This window comes from Streptomyces roseolus, assembly GCF_014649855.1.
GTDB lineage: Bacteria > Actinomycetota > Actinomycetes > Streptomycetales > Streptomycetaceae > Streptomyces > Streptomyces roseolus.
The window spans coordinates 39,468-56,346 of record NZ_BMTV01000041.1; the positions used below are offsets into that span (position 1 = coordinate 39,468).

The 16,879-nt window shown below is 72.5% G+C and carries 13 protein-coding genes; 8 read left to right on the forward strand and 5 right to left on the reverse strand.

Features of this window, described 5'->3' with window-relative positions:
- Window positions 1–714 precede the first annotated feature (714 nt).
- Window positions 715–1,026, reverse strand: coding sequence for a hypothetical protein (locus IE245_RS33180; protein WP_189954493.1), 312 nt, complete (start codon window positions 1,024–1,026; stop codon window positions 715–717).
- A gap of 1,014 nt (window positions 1,027–2,040) precedes the next feature.
- Between IE245_RS33180 and IE245_RS33185 the strand changes: the two genes are divergently transcribed.
- From IE245_RS33185 to IE245_RS33195, 3 genes are all read left to right on the forward strand, one after another.
- A complete protein-coding gene (locus IE245_RS33185; protein WP_189954495.1) occupies window positions 2,041–2,853 on the forward strand; it encodes a bestrophin-like domain in 813 nt (270 codons plus the stop codon).
- Window positions 2,854–3,552: 699 nt separating this feature from the next.
- Window positions 3,553–4,023: an RICIN domain-containing protein gene (locus tag IE245_RS33190; RefSeq protein WP_189954497.1), complete on the forward strand. Its 471-nt coding sequence runs from the start codon at window positions 3,553–3,555 to the stop codon at window positions 4,021–4,023.
- Window positions 4,024–5,158: 1,135 nt separating this feature from the next.
- Window positions 5,159–5,974, forward strand: coding sequence for an SDR family oxidoreductase (locus IE245_RS33195; RefSeq protein WP_189954499.1), 816 nt, complete (start codon window positions 5,159–5,161; stop codon window positions 5,972–5,974).
- 94 nt (window positions 5,975–6,068) lie between these two features.
- Here IE245_RS33195 and IE245_RS33200 read toward each other — a convergent pair whose 3' ends face one another.
- Window positions 6,069–6,701, reverse strand: coding sequence for a type III effector protein (locus IE245_RS33200; protein ID WP_189954501.1), 633 nt, complete (start codon window positions 6,699–6,701; stop codon window positions 6,069–6,071).
- 127 nt (window positions 6,702–6,828) lie between these two features.
- Here IE245_RS33200 and IE245_RS33205 point away from each other — a divergent pair, with 127 nt between their 5' ends.
- The 3 genes from IE245_RS33205 (at window position 6,829) to IE245_RS33215 (ending at window position 8,267) form a co-directional block, all read left to right on the forward strand.
- Window positions 6,829–7,260 (forward strand): Hsp20/alpha crystallin family protein, encoded by a 432-nt coding sequence (locus tag IE245_RS33205; protein ID WP_189954503.1) that lies wholly within the window; start codon window positions 6,829–6,831, stop codon window positions 7,258–7,260.
- Between the two features lie 101 nt (window positions 7,261–7,361).
- Entirely contained in the window at window positions 7,362–7,757 is a 396-nt protein-coding gene (locus IE245_RS33210; RefSeq protein WP_189954504.1) for a DUF2267 domain-containing protein, read from the forward strand.
- Window positions 7,758–7,829: 72 nt separating this feature from the next.
- Entirely contained in the window at window positions 7,830–8,267 is a 438-nt protein-coding gene (locus IE245_RS33215; protein WP_189954506.1) for a DUF2267 domain-containing protein, read from the forward strand.
- A gap of 307 nt (window positions 8,268–8,574) precedes the next feature.
- Here the strand turns inward: IE245_RS33215 and IE245_RS33220 are convergent, their stop codons facing one another.
- Together IE245_RS33220 and IE245_RS33225 are read right to left on the reverse strand one after the other, a co-directional pair.
- Window positions 8,575–9,309 (reverse strand): dienelactone hydrolase family protein, encoded by a 735-nt coding sequence (locus IE245_RS33220; protein WP_189954508.1) that lies wholly within the window; start codon window positions 9,307–9,309, stop codon window positions 8,575–8,577.
- Window positions 9,310–10,339: 1,030 nt separating this feature from the next.
- Window positions 10,340–11,320, reverse strand: coding sequence for a glutamate ABC transporter substrate-binding protein (locus tag IE245_RS33225; RefSeq protein ID WP_189954510.1), 981 nt, complete (start codon window positions 11,318–11,320; stop codon window positions 10,340–10,342).
- A 347-nt stretch (window positions 11,321–11,667) separates the two neighbouring features.
- Between IE245_RS33225 and IE245_RS33230 the strand changes: the two genes are divergently transcribed.
- Both IE245_RS33230 and IE245_RS33235 read left to right on the forward strand, forming a co-directional pair.
- Complete coding sequence (locus IE245_RS33230; RefSeq protein WP_189954512.1) at window positions 11,668–12,687, forward strand: hypothetical protein; 1,020 nt, start codon at window positions 11,668–11,670, stop codon at window positions 12,685–12,687.
- Window positions 12,688–13,270: 583 nt separating this feature from the next.
- Window positions 13,271–13,693 (forward strand): DUF5959 family protein, encoded by a 423-nt coding sequence (locus IE245_RS33235; RefSeq protein WP_189954514.1) that lies wholly within the window; start codon window positions 13,271–13,273, stop codon window positions 13,691–13,693.
- A gap of 1,609 nt (window positions 13,694–15,302) precedes the next feature.
- On the opposite strand, the gene IE245_RS33240 is transcribed toward IE245_RS33235, so the two are convergent.
- Window positions 15,303–16,643 (reverse strand): MFS transporter, encoded by a 1,341-nt coding sequence (locus tag IE245_RS33240; protein ID WP_189954516.1) that lies wholly within the window; start codon window positions 16,641–16,643, stop codon window positions 15,303–15,305.
- Window positions 16,644–16,879 lie beyond the last annotated feature (236 nt).

Here is a 16,879-nt window from a genome sequence, read left to right on the forward strand (position 1 = left end):
GCGCGCGCCGGGGCGCCACCGGCCGAAGAGCGGCGCGCGGGTGTGGTGCCGCGGACGTCGTGGGGGCCCGGGCAGGGGCCCGGCCGGGGGTGGCTTCGATCCGGCGTGGGGCTCACCGGTGACGGTGAAAGGCGCCGCTGCTCATGTTCTGAGGAGCCTTCGCGGCCGGCCGTATCCAGCGGCGCACCCTGGGGTCCCTGCCGCGTGGGGTCCCCACCGCGTCATCGGGAGGACTCGGAGCAGGTGGCCCGGTGCCTGCGGGCGCCGCGCTCGATTCCTCGGGGCCTGCGGGCGCCGCGCTCGATTCCTCGGGGCTTGAGGTAGCTGCCAAGGCCCCACCTCGCGCTGATGACAGACGAGGGGCCATCCACACGCGGGTGGGGAGCGGGCCTCACCGGTACCGGACCGCAGGGGGTTCTGGGCCCCCGCGCGCGGGAGCAGCCCCCTTCTCAGGGACGGTGATCGATTCCAGCCGCCTTCGGGCCGCTCGACGGAGTCGGCTCCCGGCGCTCCCGGCGACCGGGCGGAGGCCCGCGCCGACGGCCTCAAGAGCGCCTTGCTCGCCGTGGAACCGTCCAGTGCGTCCAGTGCGTCCGGCGCGGAGGTCACGGCGTCCGGCCCTCCCGCGCGACGGCGGGCGGGCCACAACACCGACGCCTGACGAAACCACCAGGTCGGAGCCGTGCGTCCCCACCGCCCTCGCGCACCAGCTCGTCAGTCGGTCTGCTCCCGCGGCGCCGGGGTCCCCGGACCGGCGGGCGGACGGCCCCCGCCCCGCGCCTCGGTGTCCTCGTGCGGCTCGCCGCCCTCGTGCGACTCGTCGCCGGTGCCGCCCTCGTGCGACTCGTCGCCGGCGCCGTCCTCGTCGGACGCGCCGGCGCCACCGGACTCCTGGGACCGGGGGCGCTCGCCACCGGCGCTCCGGATGTCGGGAGCCTTCGGGCCCGGCGGAGGCAGGTCGGGCGTGACGGCGTCCGGTGTCGCCGGGACGGGGTCGGGAAGCTCCGGCTCAGGAGTGCTGTCCATCGGATTCTCCTTGCTCGATTTCCCACGGGTCTCCCTCTCGGCTGCCCTCCTCCGCCGCCCCCATTCCTTCGCCGTCACCCGACGCCGTCCGCCACGGTCCGGCTGTCGTCCGCCGCCGCGGACGGTGGCACCGCTCGAAGCCCGGCCCGCGCGGGGAGAGCCGGCGTCCGGCCGGACGGAGCGGACCCCGCCGATGATCACCAGCGAAACGGAGGGCGGGGAGGCCGCGCGGGGCAGGAGGTCACCGTGTCCTCGAACACCCTCCACCCGCGCCGGAACCCCCGGGGAACCGGCTCGCCGGGATGCGGAGACCCGGGCCGGGCCGATCGGTACGCCGGACGCCGCGCCACTCCTCTCCCGGAAGCCCCGCACGACGCCGCCGACGACCTCGGCGAACGCGGCGCGCGGGCTTCGCTCCCCCGCGTGGAGGCCGAGGTGCGGTCCGTGACCGCCCTGACCGTCCGGGGCACCACACCGGCCGAGTGCGACCAGCACGCCCGATCGACTCAGAGCCGGAGTCACCTGACCGCGAAGTGCCGCTCTTGGCCGCTGTCGTCGGGGGCGGAGCCGGGGGCGGAGCCGGGGAGCGGAGCCGGGGAGCGGAGCCGTCCGCGGCGCTGATCGTCGTATCGGCCGTGAACGTCTCGCCCGGGCGTCTCCTGACTTCTGATCATCGGTGTCGGGACGACCGCCCACCTGGCGCAGGGGGGCGCTCCGCCGCGCTCACCTGGACGCACGTCCGCGCGTCCGGTTCCCGATGGCCGCGTCACGTCCGGTCGCTCACCCGTAATCCGTGGTGTCGAAACGCTTCGGCAGAAGCAGCCGGGTGATCCCCGCCCGGCGCGGTCGGCGATCCGCCCTCGCGCCGCGAGCACCTGATGCGATGGGCCCGGGCAGGGCGTCGGCCCGACGAGGAACCCTGCCCGGAGGCACCTCTGTCGCACGCGGCACGACCCGATGGCGGTCCGTGGGCCACAGCGGTCCGAACAGTCGATCTCCCGGGGTGGCCCGTCCATGACCATGATCCTCACCGTCGTCATCATCGCCACGGCGCTCGCCGTCGGCCTGTTCGCCAACCAGGTCCGGCGCCGACGCCGGGCGGCCGACGGAGGCGACGGCGAGGAGGCGTCCGTCAGCGACCTGGTCAGCCCCCTGGAAACCCTCGCCGTCCTCCTCGTCGCCTTCGTCATCGTCCTGGCGGCCGAGTCGTACGGGGCCGCATCCACCGCCGTCGAGGCCGAGGCCGGTCGGGTCGACCAGCTCTACGAGGTCGCCGACCACGCCCCCGAGCCGCAGCGCGAACGTCTCCAGGCCGCCGCCGTCTGTTACGCGCGCGCCATCCAGGCCGTGGAATGGCCGCTCATGGCCGACGGCGGGGAGAAGTCCCCCGTCGCGTCCGTGTGGTCCAGCGACTTCCGCACGCACTTCAAGGCGCTCGCCCACCGGGACGACCCCACCTTCGACCTGCTCGTCGACGCCGACGACGACCGTTCCAGGGCCCGCCAGACCCGCATCTCCGAGGCGACCCCGGCCATCCCCCCGTCCGTCTACTGGTTCATGGTCGTGGCCCTGGCGGCCACCGTCGGCGCCTTCGCCTTCGGCCTCCCCCGCGACCGTGGACCCTCCCACCTCACCCTCCTGTGCGTGCTCGCCGTGCTGTTCACCGGCTCGCTGCTCCTGATCGAGGACATCGACACGCCCTTCTCCGGCCAGATCAGGATCACCAGCGAGACGATGGCGCAGACCGCCGAGGACATCTCCGAGGACTACGCCACCGACCACCCCGACCACGCCCTGCCGTGCGACGCCGACGGAAACCGGACCTGAGCGCCGCCCGGTTCCGGCATCCACGTGGAAGGTCGCTCAGGCAGCCGTCGTGCGGGAGGTGGGCCCGGTAGCGGCTGGTGGGTCGAGGCAGGGCTCGACGTACAGGCTCGGACGGTGGGCCGGCGGCGCAGACGGCCGCGAGGTCCAGGGCGTGGGCGAGGAGGGCCAGGGCGAGGGAGCCGCGAAGCGGGGCGGGGCCCTGCCGCCCGTTCCACGGGGGAGCACGTGCCGGTGCTCAGAGCCTCAGGTCCGTCCCCGCACACACGGGTGTTCCGTTGCGGCGGCCGTCGTCCGCCCGAACGGTCAGTTGGTCCCCGCTCAAGGCGAACTCCCCCACGGGAAGCACCGCCCTCTACACGTCTGTCCCGAGTGCACGGACGGCAGGAAGGAGTCCGTGCCCCCGTACATCCAGTTCGAAGCGTTCGACAAAGACGGAGAGGAGACGGTCGGCCCGCCCGGGCCGACGCGGCCCCCTCGCCCGCGCCCGGCCCGGGCGGTCCGCTCACCGGTGCCACTGCCATCCGGCACACATCACGAGGTGAGGGTCCGAGACCGGCCAGGGGACGGAGCCCGGCAACCGATCACGACAGCACACAGGCCCGCTGTCACTCCCGCCGATTCCGGGTGCTCCGCCCCGTCCCCGGACTCCTAGTTTGTGTCCCAGCCAGTTCCACGGACACGAAGGAGACGACGGATCACATGCGCGTCGCAACCACGCTTCTGCTCGGCGGAACCCTCGCCCTCACCTCCCTCGCCCCGACGACCGGCGCCCTGGCCGCCGCCCCCGGCCCTGCCGGCCAGGCGAGGACGTACGACGCCGTCCAGTCCTTCAGGAACCAGGCCACGGGCCGGTGCATGGACGACACCAGCAACGGCTTCCGCACCTGGAGCTGCAACGGCTCGAATCCGCAGCAGTGGAACGTGCGCGTCTGGGGCGACGGAACGCGTCAGTTGAGGAACGTCAACACCGGCCGCTGCATCGAGGACACCGACAGCGGCTTCCGCACCGCGGTCTGCAACTCCAGCCCGGAGCAGAGCTGGTGGGTCAAGGTCTGGAACGACGGCACCGTCCGCTTCCAGAACCAGCACACCTCGCGCTGCATCGACGACAGCTCCCTGGGCTTCCGCACCTGGGCGTGCAACAGCCTTACGTACCAGAGCTGGTCCTGAGCCCGATGGCGACGCGCGCCGCGGCACTTGTCGCACGGCAAGCCGGCCCGCGCCGACCACGCACTGCCCGCACCCGCGTCGTGAGAGTGGGAGGACGCGGTCCTGGTGCCCTGCGACCTGCCCGGAGCGGGATCACGCACCCCGCCGGGTCCGTACGCCGGGAGCGATCTTCACGCAAGAGCACCCGGGCGGCGCATCAGGCCTGCACGGCACCCGTTCGCTCGGCATCCGCGCCGATCCGCAGGTAGTCCACCCATGCCGCCCCCACGCGCGTGGGGGTCTGCGGAGGCCGGCAGGTCCACGGCCGCCCGGCGGCCGCCGGGAACATCGCCGGCACGGCCGCCGGTGGCCGGGTCGACCGCCACACCTCCGGCGTCCTGGGGCTCTCCCCGGCAACGGCAGAAGTGGCTTTGCCACCCGGGTACAGGCCGGCGGCGGCCGGGGCGGCTTCAGGGAGCTCGCCGGTGCCCCAGCGACAGCGGCCTCGACCACGACTGACGCCCCGACCTGATCGCGTACGGGCCGGGCAGCGCCTACGCCTCGTACGTCTGTCGCTCCACGGGCCACGTCACCGCACCGCTCAACCGCCGGATCACCGACCTCTTCGGGGCACCTGACCGCTGCCTAGGCGGGTCTGCTTCGTAGCGGTGTTCGTGAGCAGCGCGGGTGGCGGCGGCTTGGGTGCTCGGCAGGCGCGTGGAGTGATCTTCCCGTTCCACGGGCGGGCGGCCTCGGCGGGGCGGTGGGCACGCCGCTCACTCTTTGCCGCCTGGTGCGGGCCTGGTGCGGCAGGGGCTTCCGGCGGGAAGGTGACCGCTGGTCCGCTGCTGCCGGCGCAGGGGCGTCCGGCGGGCCCGGCCCGGCCCGGCGGAGGACCGCCACGTGGAATCAGATCCGACAGCGCGTGGGCCGCCAGGTCACCGTCATGGCGCAGCTGATCTCCCTCTGGGCCCGGCCTCCTGCCCACCGAACGGCACCCGCCTTCACCGGGCAGGTTCCCCTCGCCCGACACGCCGAGCCGCGAAGGCGCCGCCTGCTGTCCGGGGCGGCCTGTCGGCGGGCATGGCCTCGAACCCGCCGGGTAGCCGCCACGAAGGGTCGCGCCGCGGCTCGTACCGGGAGAGGGGAGTCAGTCATGGCCGGATCGAACCTCGCGGGGCGAACGACGCCCGCCGCGCTCGTCACCGGATCCGACTCCGGTATCGGCCGGGCCGTCGCCGTGGCCCTCGCCGCACGGGGCATGGACGTGGGGATCACCTGGCACACCGACGAGGAAGGGGCGGAGAAGACCGCGGCCGAGGTCCGGAGCCACGGAAGGCGCGCCGTCGTGGCGCGGCTCGACCTGACCCGTCTGCCGGACGCCGCCGACGTGATCGACGACCTGGCAGAGCGGCTCGGCCGTGTCGACGTCCTGGTCAACAACGCCGGAACCGGGACCGCGACCCCGTTCCTGGACATCACCCACGACACGTTCCGCGACGTCCTCGACGTCGACCTGACCGGACCGTTCCTGTGCTCCCAGCGTGCGGCGCGCCGGATGATCGCCCAGGGTGACGGGGGCCGGATCGTCAACATCACGTCCGTGCACGAGCACCAGCCGAGGGTCGGGGCCGCTCCCTACTGTGCCGCCAAGGGCGGCCTGGGCCTGCTCACCCAGGTGATGGCCCTGGAACTCGCCGAGCACGGCATCACGGTGAACGCGGTCGCGCCCGGCGAGATCGCCACGCCGATGACCGGGCAGGAGGACGAGGACGTCTCACGGACCGCCCGGCCGGGCGTCCCGCTGGGCCGTCCCGGGGACGCCCGCGAGGTGGCGGCCGTCGTCGCGTTCCTCGCGGGAGGGGAAGCGTCGTACGTCACCGGGGCGTCCTGGGCCGTCGACGGCGGGATGCTCAGGATGGGCCCCATGGCCGGGTCCCACCTGCGCGACGACGGATGGCGTCGGCCCTGAGCCCCTCGTCTGAAGGAGCGCGGTGGTGCCCCCGGCGGCGGAGGCGACGTGCGGTGCCCTGAGGCCGCGCGGTGCCCTGAGGCGAGGGGCGGGTTCAGGGGGGTGTGAGGGTGTCGAGCCGGGCGGCGAGGTCGGGGTGGGCGGCGGTCAGGTGGGGGCGGGCTGCGGTCAGGGGGGCGATGAGGTCGGCGGGGTCGTCGTGGGCGAGGGCCGCGTGGAGCTCGCCGAGGGGGCGGCGGGCGGCCGGGGGGAGGTCGGTGAGGGCGGTGATCTGGCCGGCGAGGCGGCGCAGGTCGGCGGCGTTGGCGCGGGCCCAGGTGGCGGTGGTGCGTTCGGCGGCCCGGGCCTGGCGGGTGGCCGTCACGCGTTGTTCGCCGGTGGTCCCGGCGGGGCCGGGGCGGCCGCGCAGATAGCGGCGCTCGGCGGCCTGGCGGCTGGCGACGCCCAGGGGATCGGCGAGGTCCGCCCAGCTGGCTCCCGCGTCCCGGGCCGTTTCGATCAGGCCGGTCTCCCATCCGGCGAGCTGCTCGCGCACCTGCCGCAGCAGCATCAGGGAGGCCAGCGCCTGCTCCGCGCCGGGGCCGGGCACGTCGGGGGCGGGCGGGGGCTTTCGCTGGGCGTCGCGCAGGGCGTCGTCTATGGCGTGCAGGGCCGTCGCGGCGGCGAGGAACGAGGCCGGGCCGTGGGGGCCGGGGCCGGCCTTGAGGGGGTTGTCGGCTGGGGTCACGGGCACTCCCGTCTCGTCGTCATCATGTCGACGACATCGTGTTTGTCATCCATTGGATGACATGTTACAACGGTGTCAGTGAGGCGCATTGGCAGCAACTGCCTGAACCGCTGGAGGTGTTTTCACGATGTTGATGCGCACTGACCCCTTCCGTGAGCTGGACCGGCTGACGCAGCAGCTGATGGGTCCGGGCACCTGGTCGAGGCCGTCGGCGATGCCGATGGACGCCTACCGCGAGGGCGACGAGTACGTGGTGGCCTTCGACGTCCCCGGTGTCAGCGCGGACGCGATCGACATCGACGTCGAGCGGAACATGCTGACCGTCAAGGCCGAGCGCCGGCCGGTGGTGAAGGCCGACGACGTGCAGATGGAACTGTCCGAGCGGCCGCTGGGCGTCTTCTCCCGCCAGATCGTGCTCGCCGACACCCTCGACACCGAGCGCATCCAGGCGGACTACGACGCGGGCGTGCTCACCCTGCGTATCCCGATCGCCGAGCGCGCCAAGCCTCGGAAGATCACCGTCGGCGTCGGCTCCGGCCGCAAGGAGATCGCCGGCTGACACGGCCGGACGGGCGCGGAAGGCGGGCACCTGATCTCACCGCCGCCCGGCCTTCCGCACCCTTGCCGCGCAAACCGAAGAAGAAGAGGGGTGGCGGCGAGATGACCCTGCGACGCGAAGCGTTCCTCGGCCACGTGACCGAACGCGGCCGGTACGACACTCCGGAGGAAGCCGAGCGCGCGGCCCGCGTGGTGCTCGCACTGCTCGGCGCGCACCTGGTCGGCGACGTCCGTGCCCGGTTGGCGGCGCGCCTGCCCGAGGCTTTCGCCCTGATCCTGCTCAATCCGCTGCAGAGCGCCGAGCCGTTGTCCCCGGAGCGGTTCGTACGCGCCACCGCCGCGTGGATCGAGGGCGCCACCGAGCGGACCGCGGCCTGGGACGTCAGCGCCGTGCTGTCCACCGTCGCCGACGCCGCCGGGGAGGAACTGCTGGGCCAGATCCTGCTCCAGCTCCCGGCCGGCTACGACCTGCTCTTCGGCCGCCCGCGTCCCATCTGACCACCAGACCACCAGACCGTCCCGCATGCCGGTGCCTGGACACCGGCCAGAGCAAGAAGGGCAACCATCCCAGTGATCTCCGACCGGCACGCATCGCTCCAGCAGCCGTACGGGACGCCATACGAGCAGATGCTGGAGAAGGTCCGCTACGAGGGCGCCTACCCCACCCGCGAGAAGGCCGACGAAGCCGTCCGCCTGGTTCTCGCCGGACTGGGGCGCCAGCTGACCGGCGACGAACGCGTCGACCTGGCCGGCCGCCTGCCCCTGGAAGCCGCACGCGTGCTGACCATGCAGATCCCCGCCACCGAGCCCCTGACCGGCTGGGCCTTCGTCAAGGACCTCGCCGCACGCACCGGCGCCTCCCTGGCCACCACCCGCTGGGACACCGGCTCCGTCCTCTCGGCCGTCGCCGCCTACGCAGGACCCGACCTGACCACTCGTATCCTGCACCAACTCCCCACCGGCTACGCCCTGCTGTTCGGCCGCGCCGAACTCACCCCGGCCGCGTAAAGGACGATGTGCGCGCGTGCTCGGGGCGGGCGCGACGACCCGTACGTCGCTGTCCGCCCCGGTCCGCGTCCCGGCGCCGCGGGGCGTGCGGCACGAGCAGGGGGCGCGGGCTCCGTCCTCGCTGCGGGTCGGGACGAAGCAGGAGCGGGGCTCGGTGGCAGCCGGCCGGGACAGTACCCCCCTCTGGTCGGCCAGAGCCTGCGGCATGGACAGCGGAGGAGTACCAGGACGTTCCCTCGACGCGCCCTCGACGCGGAACGTCCCGGCGGCAAGGCTCACCGCCGACCGGGGACCCGCCGGTCCGGCGTCACTTCAGATGCCGGGTGAAGAACCGGGCCGCGGCGTCCCCCGCGTGCTGCGGGACGCCGGTGTGCCCGCCCATGTTGGCGTGCAGGGTCTTCTCCTCGGAGCCGAAGGCGTCGAACAGGTCGAGGGCCGCCTGCCGGTCGTTCCCTTCGTCGTCCCACTGCAACAGGACGTGCAGAGGAATGGTGACCTGCCGCGCCTCCTCGAACATGACGCGGGGCACGAAACTCCCGGCGAACAGAACAGCGGCCGAGACGCGCGGCTCCACCACCGCCAGCCGGACTCCGATGGAGATCACGCCCCCCGAGTACCCGACCGGGCCGCCGATCCCGGGCAGCGCGAGAAGGGCGTCCAGGGCGGTCTGCCATTCCGGGACCGACCTGTCGACCAGCGGCAGGACGAGGGCGTCGATGATCTCGTCGCCGACCGGCTCACCGGCCCTCATGGCCCGGCGCAGGTCGGCGACCGCCTGCTCGGCGGAAGGCAGGCGGGGCCGGTCGCCGCTTCCGGGGAGCTCGAGGGTGGCCGTGGCGAAGCCGTCCGCCGCGGAACGCCGGGCCCGGGCCGCCAACCGGGGGTACGCCGTGCGCAGGCCGAGGGGAGGAGGACCGAGCAGGATCAGCGGCGCCGGCGCGGATGCCGGTACGGGCGTCCAGAGGATGCCGGGAATCCCACCGAGGGTGAACGCGCGCTCAAGGACACCATCGTCGAGGAGGTGTTCGGAAGTGAAGTGCATGGCCGTGCCTTTCGGAAGTGCCATGGAACGGCGCTCCCGGACGACCTATCGCCCGACCGTGACCCCGGAGGAGAGCACCCCTGTCGATACGTTCACGGGTACCACCTCCTCGTTCTCTCGCACGGCCGCCGAAAACGTAGCAGCGGCCATCCCGGTCCGCCAATGATTTTCCGAAAGGCCCCGCGGCCGAGGCCCACGGCACCGGAACACCACGCGGCGCCCGCGGGCGTCGTCACGACTCCCCCATGACGGCCCTGCCACCACCAGGCACCCCGGCGCTGTCACTTCTCTTCGCCGTCCGGCAAGACGCCACGGACGCCGGCCCGCTCCCGCGCGGACGGGGCGGCCCTCGCCGCCTTCCGTACGGTCCCGCGGGAGGTGTCGGCCCTCCCCTCCCGCGCGGTGACCACCCCCGCAGACGGGTGGGCGCGGGGGCACGCCACGCCGGCGGCCTCCTTCCGGCCCTGATACCGGCCGCCGCACCTCCACGACCGGCAGCGACCCCAGCGGCCGAGAACCCGAGCGGCTGGGGATCGGAGCGTCTCGCACGCCGCGCCCCGACGCGCTCCTGACCAGGGTGAGTTCCGCGGTGAGGGGCGGGGTGGGGACCGGGGCGTGATCGCCGGAGCGGCGGGGGCGACACCCGGTTTGGGGGGGCGATGGGGCGGGCCCGTCGCCTGCGGCCCGAAGGCTTCGGGTGTGCCGAGCCCGGCCGCCGACAGAGTGGACGCGGCGGCCGTCGCGGGAACGTTCCTGACCTAAAATCTTTGGTCGGATTCGACTTTCACCATTGATCGAAAGACGTGGGGGCGCGGCGGCGCCTTCGATCTTGAGGTGTGGGAGCCAGGTGTCCAGGCGTACTGCTTCAGAGCGTGCGGGGATGCCCGGCACCGTTCGATGGGTTCGGTGGACGCCCGGCCCCGGACCTGGCCCCGGTCTCGGCCCTGGACCGGGACCGGGGCCGACACCGGGTTGCGCAATGCTCACGAGCGGCCGGGGCGGGGGCTTGCGGCCGCTCGGGGGCGGAGTGTCAGTCCTCGATGGCCGGCGGGGGTTCGCTCTGGTAGCTCGACAGGCTGAAGTGCTTCCTCATGAGCTTGCGCCAGGTGCCGTCGGAGACCATCTCCCCCAGAGCCTTGTTGATCTGGGTTTTGAGCTCGGCGTCGCCCTTCTTGAGGCCGATGCCGTAGTTCTCGTCGCTCAGGGAGAGGCCGACGAGCTTGAACTTGCCCCAGTGCTGCTGCTGGGAGGCGTAGCCGGCCAGGATGGCGGCGTCCGTGGTCACCGCGTCGACCTTCTTGTCCTCCAGACCCTTCAGGCACTCGGAGTAGCCGCCGAACTGCTGCAGGGCCGCCTTCGGGGCCAGCTTCTCCTTGACGTTGAGCGCGGAGGTCGAGCCGGTGACCGAGCAGAGCTTCCTGGAGTTGAGGTCCTCGACTTTGGTGATCGAGACCTCGTCGCCGCGGACCAGCAGGTCCTGGTGGGTCAGGAAGTACGGGCCCGCGAAGTCGACCTCCTTCAGGCGCTTCTCGTTGATCGAGTAGCTCGCCACGACGAACCTGACGTCACCGCTCTTGATGAGGTTCTCGCGCTGCGCCGACGGGGCTTCCTTCCAGACGATGTCGTCCTCGGAGTACCCCAGCTTCCCGGCGACGTACGTGGCGACGTCGACGTCGAAGCCCGTGTGACCGTCCGCGGTCCGCAGACCCAGGCCCGGCTGGTCGAACTTGATGCCGATGGCGATCTTCTCGTCCTTGCCGTCGAGGTCCGACCCGAGGCCGCACGCGGTGGCGGTCAGGGCGAGGACGACGGTGCCGGCGACGGCGCCGACCGGGCGGATGCCGCGGAGTTTCGCGGGAGCGACGGCGGCTTCACCCCGGCCGTGCGCGCGGCTCGTGTCCTGTCGCACGCGCAGCACGCCGCAGCGCTTCTTCGCTCCGGACGGGACGACCGGATCCTCCTGTGCCCGGGATGGTTCCTCGTGCTCCTCGGACACTGCCACTGCGCTCATCGGTCTCTTGCTCCGTCTTCCTCGATTGAGAGGACACTAGAGACCCATTCGAAGGATCGTCATCACATCTGAGCGGAAATTGAGGTGGCACACCGCCCGCGACCTGCGCACCCGCGTGCGAGGCGGTCGTCCTCGCCCCCGCCGCACCCGCGCTCCCGGCTGCGCGGAGGCCCCGTCCCCGCTGCGCCTGCCGCCGGACTGCGGGGGGCTCTGTACGCGAGATCGGACAGCACTTGTTCACCAGATCGGGAGTCATGTGGTCCGCTCTCTCGAATCAAAAAGCTCACGAGTTCGTACGGCACGGGTGCGGGTGATCATGGCCGATGTGGTGACTTAGGGTTTCCGCCATGAGCAGAACTACGCCGCCGCGCCCGGTGCACATTGAGGGGCTCTTCCCAAAGCTGGGGGCGTTCCGTGGTGTGACGACCCGCCTACACCCGCGGCCGGGGCGTCCGGACGCATCGGTCAGCTCAATCGGCGGACCTCTGCTGTGGCCGGCCGACGAACCGTGGCCGGTCTGCACCGAGCCGCACAAGCGCAGTAGTGGATACCGCGTCGCGGACATCCGTCGCGCGCGTCAGGTGCTCGCCGACGCCTGGGCCCGTGACCGACCCAGCGACGAGGAACGGGTCCTGCTCAAGGACCTCGGCCGCAGGCACCGCGAACGGGAGATCGCCGACACCGATCCGATCCCGCTGATCGGCTTGGTCCAGCTGTACCGCCGGGACGTGCCCGGCCTTCCGCCGGGCCCGGACGGCTGCGACCTGCTCCAGGTCCTCTGGTGCCCGTTCGAGGCACATGGCCCGAGCCGCTACGGCGTGGCCCCGCACGTGCACTGGCGCCGTTCCGACCAGGTCACTGTGCCGCTGGACGCTCCGCCGCTGCCCGCGCTGGTCGGCTTCGAGGGCGCGGTCGCCGAACCGTGCGTGCTGCACCCCGAGCAGGTCGTCACCTACCCGTACGCCAGCTCGCTGCCGGCCAGGCTGTGGAGAAGGGTCGACGCCTGGGAGGATGCGGAGGAACGCAAGGCGGAAAAGCGCGGCCTGGACGACAAGCTGGTCACCTACCACCATGACCTGTCGATTCCACAGGGCTGCCGGGTGGGGGGATTCCCCTCCTGGCGCACGACCGACCCCCACCCGATGACCTGCGATGCCTGTGCCGCACCGATGGACCTACTGCTGACCGTCGACAGCCGCGAGTGGGACGGCGCCGACGGCAGCTGGATGCCCGCCGAAGAGTGGGATGTCGCCGAGCACCTTCGGGACAGCCGCCCCACACAGCTCACGATCGGCCGAGACGGCCTGCTGAACATCTTCGCCTGCCCCACCGAGCCGGGGCACCCGCACCGATGGAGCCTCCAATAGGCGGGGGCGAGCTTCTCGGACCGGGCGCTGTCACCTCCCGTGAACATCGAACACACCGCGCAGGTGCCTCCCGAACTCGTGAGTAACTGACTTCACAACTCGGAACAGAGCCACTGCGGGGCCGCTCGCCGTCCTGCGACCAGGATCGCCGGCGGGTGGGGCGCGGGTGGCGGCCTCCCCGCCGGGGGGCATCGGGGGTCGGCCGCGCACACGGCCGAGGAATTCTGTTCCAGGTCTGTCGGCACTCCGCTCCGACGTCCGCTCACGGCAGCGTCTCGTCGTCGCGGGCCGCCCGGCCGGGCCCGCGGGAGCGGAGAGCAGGGCGCCACATCCACTGTCCATCACACGGCAAGCTCGGAAGCGGGAAGCGGGAAGCGGGAAGCGGGAAGGGGACAGTTCTGCCCTCCTTGTGGAGGGGCGGGCCTGTCCCTGCGGGCAGGGAAGCGGAGCATACCGATCACGCAGGCGCTACGACCACGGCTTGCCGCGGCAGGCCGGCGGGATCAGCGACGCCCGCCCCGGTGCCCTGTGTGTCAGTGGGCCGGGGAGTGATGCTTGCGTTCGAGGCCGGTGGAGAGGGGCTGTGGCGGAAGACGATCTGGGCACGCTGATTTATCTGGCCGATCCGCCGGGGACGAGCGGTCACGTCGTCTCGCTGCGGGTGCTGGAGCCGCCGTCCCCCGGCAGGGCCTTCTTGGACTGCGAGTTCGTCGTGGAGACCGATACGGTCAGGGGCAGCTTCCCCGTCCACGTGACGTCCGACGACCTCGATGATTGGGAAGAGGCTCTGGAGGCACTTGCGGGGAATCGGTTCGTGTCGTGGCTGAACTCGGGACGAACGGTGCAGTTCAGGATCAAGCCGGTGAGCCCTGATGTGATCACGGTGTCCGTCCATGACGGCCCGTCGTCACAGGTGACGGTCAGCGTGCCCCTCTTTCCGGCGACCGGCTGGATCGATGATCAGCGTGCGCGTCTCGAAGAGGTGCGACGCCTGTTCTCCGGCTGACCGCCCTGTCCGGCGCTGCTCACCGTGTTCGTCAACCGGCTGTCTGCTGTTCGGCGCGTGCCCGGACAGTGGCGAGGCCGTAGGAGCGGTGCCCGTTTCCATGACGCTGCCGCCGAAGGCGAGCCGGTCGAGGATCGCCGCGCAGGGGGCGGTGAAGAGCCTCCTCGCACCTGAAGGAAGCAACTCCGTCGAGCCACCGGATGCCTGGCCTTGCCGGGCCGTCCCGTCCCGTCCCGTGCGGGGAACGGAAGGCCGGTCGGGAAACGGGGGCCGGTGGTCGAGGGCGCCCACAGGCTCAGGCAGCAGCGGCGTGCCGCCGACTGGAGGTCCTGAGGACGGGTCACCCGTACGCGAGCAAGAAGCGTGCCGTACGGACCGAGCCGCCCTCGCGCTTAGGGAGCAGCTCCGGCTCGCGTCCGCCCGAACTCTGCGTTCAGGCCCCTCACGGGTACGGGGCAGGTCCATGGGCTGCAGTTCCGCCCAGCACGAGCCGCCTCCTGAACCGTTTCCGGCGAAACGGACGGAGTGCCCGATGTGGACTGCCCCCTGGCCAGGGCAGGGTGCCGTTGTCCGCCGACCCCAAGAACCGGGGTCGGTCGCCGGGCTCAGGCATGCCGGGCCGCCTGCTCTGCGGCTGCGGGGCGGGCGGTCCCACGTCCGGACGGAGGCCGTCCGCGCAGCCGGCCTCACCATGGGGCGACCCGGGGCAGGTGGGCGGGCGAGGAGCAGGTGACGTAGAGAGCGACGGGCCGACCTCCTGGGCCCGCCGGGGGCCGCCCTTCCCGGCGAGCCAGACCGTCGCCCTCACGCCGTACGGCGTCCTCCCGGTCAAAGGCCCGGAACCTCGGAGAGGGAGAGGCGGCGGCCCGGTCCGGGGGTAACTTCCTTTACGAACTGGGCGGTTCGGGCACGGGCGGGCTTTCATCCGCCACCTTTCGCCAGGGCACGCAGACGCGTCGCACGATCTGTGCCGTCGTTGTCTCGATCATGGATGGACATGGCGACTCCGCACCGCTGGCCAGCTTGACCGGTGCCTACTGGCTCGATTCCCCCTCGTTCTCCTGCGGGAGCACGGCGTTCGGTGTACCGCCGCCGAAGCGTCTGTGTGTCTGCTCTCCGAGCAGAAACGTAACCTCCGGCAGCGTCCCCGCTCGGGGAACGGCCCGGTGGGCTGCGGTCACCACGGTCCGGGGGCGTGACGGCCCAGGGGGTTCCGTCGGGGCCGGCGGACGCGAGGGCCGACTTGCCGCAGTAGCGGTGCCCCGTGGCGTTCGCACGTCGACGTGACGGGGCATCGTGACGGCCATGCTCCTGCGGAGAGATCCGCGGGAGCATGGCCTGGCTGAGGGGGCGGTGCTTCGCCCGCTTCCTCCTGCCCGTTGTCAGTTGCCGGTTGCCTGCTGCCTGCTGCCTGCTGCCTGCTGCCTGCTGCCTGCTGCCTGCTGCCTGCTGCCGGGGAAGCCTTGCCGGATTCGCGTACGTCCTGGACGAGTCGGGTGGTGGCGCCGTGATCACCGAGGGGGTGTGCGGGGTCCCTGTCTGGGGACTGGGGACGGGAGGCTTGCGGCCCCCATGGGGGCCGGTGCGTTCACGCGGGGGTGGGTGGGGGTCAGGCTTTGGCCGGTGCGGGTGCCGGGTCCGGCGCCGGGGCGGCAGGGGCCGGGGCGGGATGGGGGGCGGGCTTGCGGGGCCTTAGGTCGGGGATGAGGCGCAGGCCGGGGCTGAGGGTGCTGTAGCAGGCCAGGGCCAGCAGGAGGGCGGAGTTGGCGAGCAGGACCGTGGCCGGGCCGGTGTGGGCGAGCAGGGTGCTGGTGAGCAGGGGGCCGAAGGGAATGATCAGGGCGGGGATGAGACCGCAGGCGGTCTGGACGCGGCCCTGGAGGTGGTCGGGGATGGCGTGCAGGCGGGCGGCGGAGATGACGGCGTTGGCGGCCGGGGTGGCCAGGCTGCACGCTCCGATGACCAGGGCGAGGGCGACGGTGTTGTCGCTCAGGGCCAGCAGGGGGGTGAACAGGGCGGTGCTCCAGCACACCAGGAGGACCAGGGTGCGCGGGGGCAGGGTGGTCGTGGTGCGGGCGGCGATCAGGGAGCCGACGAGGTTGCCCGCGCCGGAGGCGGCGATGATGACCGCGTTGTGGAAGCCGCCCGAGGCGGCGTGGGCGCCGCCGGCGACCAGGACCAGGACGATGCCGCTGAACGCGAGGTTGACCAGGGCGGCGTTGACCAGGGTGTAGCGCAGGAAGGGACTGCGGCGTACCTCCCGCCAGCCGGTGCCCAGGTCTTTGACGAGGCTCGGGGCGGGCGGGGCGGTTGTGGTGGTCGGGCGTCCGGCAGGCAGGCGTACCAGTGCCACGCACACGGTGGAGGCGAGGTAGGACAGGGCGTCGACGAGGAAGGGCAGGGCGGGGGCGACGGTGTACAGAGCAGCGCCGATGAGCGGGCCGGCGAGGGTGACGGCGGCCGAACGGGCCTGGCTCAGGGAGAGGGCCGCCGGGAGCTGCTCGCGCGGGACGACGTGGCGCAGGGCGGCGGAGGCGGCGGGGTTGAAGGGGGCGCTGAAGACGCTGTTGACGACGGCCACGCACAGGGCGAGGGGCAGGCTGACCCGGTCGGTCAGGACGGCGGCCGTCATCACCAGGTAGGCCAGGGCGCGGGCGACGTCGCTGATGATCAGGACCAGTTTGCGCGGCAGACGGTCGACCAGGACGCCGGCGGGCAGGCCTGCCAGGACGGAGGCGAGGATCTCGGTGAAGGTCACCAGGCCGAAGGCGGTGACCGATCCGGTGGCATGGAGCACCACCAGGGGCAGGGCGATGGCGCTGGCCTGGGAGCCGAAGCCCGAGAGGGCGTGCGCGAGCCACAGCCGCTGGTAGTCCCGGTTGCGGTGCAGGGGGGTGGGCGCGAGGGCCTGCGGGGGGAGGGGGGCGGGGGCTGACGTGGGGTCCGGCATGGGTCTGCTCTCCTTTCCGGGTTCGGGAAACGGCCGAAGTGGCCGGCACCGGGGTGCCGGCCACTTCACGGGTGACGCCTAGGAGGTCAGGCCTCGACCTTGGTGTTGTTGCAGCCGCTGCTGATCGTCGACCACTCGGCGACCTGCTGGTCCTCCGAGCCCTCCGGCTCGCCGAGGGACAGGGTCTGGAGCTTCAGGATCTCGGACATGAGGGGTTCCCTTCGTTTGATGGGGTG